The organism is Kitasatospora sp. NPDC093558 (assembly GCF_040683475.1).
Taxonomy (GTDB): domain Bacteria; phylum Actinomycetota; class Actinomycetes; order Streptomycetales; family Streptomycetaceae; genus Kitasatospora.
The window spans coordinates 1-2,515 of sequence record NZ_JBFBDY010000809.1 but is presented as its reverse complement, the minus strand read 5'-3'; the positions used below and the strand labels follow the sequence as shown (position 1 = coordinate 2,515).

The 2,515-nt window shown below is 76.4% G+C and carries 2 protein-coding genes; both read right to left on the bottom strand.

What is annotated here, in order from left to right; translation table 11 throughout:
- On the bottom strand, positions 1 to 1,431 hold a 1,431-nt coding region (locus AB0O00_RS35490), incomplete at its 3' end, for a hypothetical protein (RefSeq protein WP_363658828.1).
- The gene (locus AB0O00_RS35485; RefSeq protein ID WP_363658827.1) at positions 1,428 to 2,354 is read right to left on the bottom strand and encodes a VWA domain-containing protein; all 927 of its coding nucleotides are present in this window, start codon (positions 2,352 to 2,354) and stop codon (positions 1,428 to 1,430) included. The genes AB0O00_RS35485 and AB0O00_RS35490, both read right to left, overlap by 4 nt.
- Positions 2,355 to 2,515: the final 161 nt, after the last annotated feature.

The window sequence follows — 2,515 nt, the reverse complement described above, 5'->3', positions numbered from 1 at the left end:
GACGGAGGCGACTTCCAGTACCCGGGCGGTGTCGGCCGCGACCCGGGGGCGGATCAGCGCGGGCGGCCGGTCGTCCCGGGCCCGCAGGTGGGCGGCGGCGTCGCGGACGAGGAGGGTGTCGGGCAGGTCGGCCCAGGCCGAGCCGAGCGGGGTGACGCTCGTGGCGGCCACGCGGCTGCGGCCGATGGTCACCGTCCGGCCCGCGCTGCGGGAGATGGTCTCGCTGACGACGTTGGCCGTGGCGAGCGCCCGCAGCGGGGATCCGAGGATGCGCCGGGACGCGAGGTCGGCGCCGACGAGGTGTTGGCCCTCCGCCAGGTCCCAGCGCTTGCGCAGGACGAGCGCGATGCCGGCGTCCGGTTGGGCGAAGTACACCTCCGCGGTGCGTTCCGCCGCCGACCGGCCCGAGACCCGGCAGCCGAGCGCGACCAGCCGGACCCGGCGCAGCGGGGTGTCGGCGGGCTCCCGGGTGCCGAGCGCGCCCGGTCGGTCGAGGGTGGCGGCCCGACGGCGGGCGTGGAGTTCGGCGACCAGCTCGGCGGCGGTCGCGGTCGCGTAGCGGGTGTCGCGGGCGGCGTAGGCGTCGGCCTGGTCGCGCAGTTCGGTGAGCGCGGCGGCCGGCCAGTGCAGCGAGGAGCGGGACAACGCCGCTGCGGCGCGCCCGAGTTGGGCGGTGAACACCGGGGTGGCGTGCGCGATGCCGTCCAGCAGCAGTTCGTCGGCGAGCGCGACGGCCTCGTCGAGCCGGGCGTCGTTCGCCGGGCGGTGCGTTGCGGGTGCCGGGCCGCCGACGGAGACCTGGAGGGACGCAGCACCGGTGTCGGCGACGGTGTCGGCGCGGGCGTCGGCCGCGCGGAAGGCCCAGACCGCGAGCGCGATCGTCTCTCCCCGGCGGGCCGCGGCCGCGTCGGTGAGCGCGTGGCCGAGGCCGTGCGGGACGGGGAAGCGCACGGTGCACCCGGCGAGTTCGACCCAGGGCGCGGGCCGTCCCGCACCGCCGCGGTGGACGGTCGCGGCGTAGCCGGCGTCGAAGGCGCGGCGCGCGGCGGCGAGGGAGGCCCGGTCGAGCGCTGCGACGAGCTGGTTGTCGTCGAACTCGCCCGGCGACCAGGCGGGTTCGGGCTCGGCGGGGGCCGCGGTCGCGTACCTGCGCTGGTCGGCCAGGACCAGCCCGATCAGGTGCCGGCACGCGCCGGGGGCGCCGCAGCCGCACTCGGCGGCGTCGAGTCCGGCGCCCACGGGGAGGCGGGTCCGGGTGCCGTCCGGGTGCACGCCGAGGACGGCGCCGTCCTCGGCGGTCTCGACCTCGGGCCCGGCTCCGGCGTCCAGGTCCTTGGCGGCGCGCTTGACCAGGCCGCGGTTGGCGAGCGCGGCGAGGGTGTCCGGGCCGAGGGCGAGGAGGTCCGCGCGCGGCGGTGTTTTTATACTCATCGGCCGACCTTCTCGGCGACGAACTCGGCCAGCCGGCCCGGGGTCATGGCGCCGACGTGGGCACCGACCCCGGCCAGCCGCCCGGCGAGCGTGCGGTCGTAGACCGGGTCGGCCTCCTCGTCGAGCGCGGCCAGGCCGAGCACGGTCGCGCCCTGTTCGACCAGGCCCCGGACGGTGCGGACGAGCCGGTGGGGGTCGCCACCCTCGTAGAAGTCGGAGACGATCGCCACGATGGTCCGGCGCGGATTGTCGACCAGCCCGGCCGCGTAGTCGACGGCGCGCGCGATGTCGGTGCCGCCGCCGAGCTGGACCCGCATGAGCAGCTCCACCGGGTCGGTCACGTCCCCGGTCAGGTCCACCACGGAGGTGTCGAAGGCGATCAGGTGCGTGCGCAGGCCCGGCAGGCTCCACAGGCACGCGGCCGTGACGGCGGAGTGGATCACCGAGCCGACCATCGAGCCCGACTGGTCGACCAGCAGGATCAACTGCCACTGCTCCAGGTGCCGCCGGGTGCGGGAGTGGAAGCGCGGGCGCTCGATCATCACCTTGCGCTCCTCCGGCCGGTAGTGGGCGAGGTTGGCCCGGACGGTCCCCCGGAAGTCGAAGTCGCGGGCGAGCGGCAGCCGGCTGGGGCGGCGCGAGCGGGCGCCGGTGAAGGCGCGGCGCAGCTCGGGGCGGAGGCGGTCCAGCAGCTCGCGGACCACCGCTTCGACGATCCGCCGGGCCATGACGAGCACGTCGGGGTTCATCAGGTGCTTGGTGCGCAGCACGGCGCGCAGCAGGGTCGCGTTGGGCTCGACCCGGGAGAGGACCTCGGGGTCGGTGACGATCTCGTCGATCCCGTACCGCTCGACGGCGTCCCGCTCCAGCCGCTCGACGGTCTCCTTCGGGAAGAGGCGGTGGACGGCGTCGAGCCAGTCCACGGGGGTGAGTTGGGACGGTCCGTCGGTGCCGGTGCGTTCGGGACCGCGTCCGGGGTCGCGTCCGCGGTCGGTCGGGCCGCGGCGGTGTTGAGCACCATGTCGGTGGTGCCCGCCTCGCCCGTGACGTTCTCGGCTCCCGCCCCGATGCCGACCGTGGTCTC